Annotated in this window: 1 protein-coding gene; it reads left to right on the forward strand. The window is 43.8% G+C overall.

The genetic code is table 11. From position 1 onward, the window contains the following. Positions 1-115 precede the first annotated feature (115 nt). Positions 116-813 (forward strand): sulfite exporter TauE/SafE family protein (locus tag ACWHAR_RS25600; protein ID WP_452088249.1); only part of this gene is annotated, 698 nt, incomplete at its 3' end.

Genomic DNA, 813 nt, shown 5'->3' on the forward strand with positions numbered 1-813 from the left:
GACGGACTACTGGCAACTGAAAAAACGGCGTGTTTTTCTTCGTCAATAGGACACCATACCTCCGCCAGAATAGCGCACGATTACATTTTTACATCTTTTCAATGGAGGAAAAAATATGCTCATTATTCTTGTTATGTTTCTTCTAGGAATTATTTTAGGCTTTATTGGCGCCGGTGGAGCCGGCTTTGTCATTGCCCTTTTAACGCTTCTTTTCCATATCCCGATTCATACGGCTTTAGGCACTTCGCTTGCCGGCATGGCTTTTACAAGCTTATCAGGGGCATACAGCCACTATCGCGAGGGCAACATTCAAATGAAAATCGGCTTAATAGTCGGAGGCTTTGCTGCGGTTGGCTCATTTTTCGGCGCCAAGCTGACATCTTTTATTCCGGCTGATTTGCTTCATTATTTGACGGCTGGAATGTTATTTTTATCAGCAATTCTCATTTTAATCAGATTATTTATTTTAAAAGAGAAGGCTCAAGTGAATCAAAGCACTCTTTCAACGTATACGAGAGCGGTCATCTTAGGAATTGCAGCCGGCGTTCTTTCCGGCACATTCGGCATCGGGTCGGCACCTTTTATTCAAATCGGTTTAATGATTATGCTGAATCTGTCCATTCGCCATTCTGTCGGAACGACGATGCTTGTGATCATCCCTTTGGCTGTAGGTGGAGGCATCGGATATATCACAGAAGGTTTTGTTGATTACGTTTTGCTTGTCAAAGTTCTGGTCGGGACAATGTGCGGTGCCTATGTAGGCGCGAAATTCACCAACCTCATGCCAAAGGTGGTTTTGAAATCAGCCATCTT

It is taken from the genome of Bacillus sp. LR--39 (assembly GCF_053613335.1).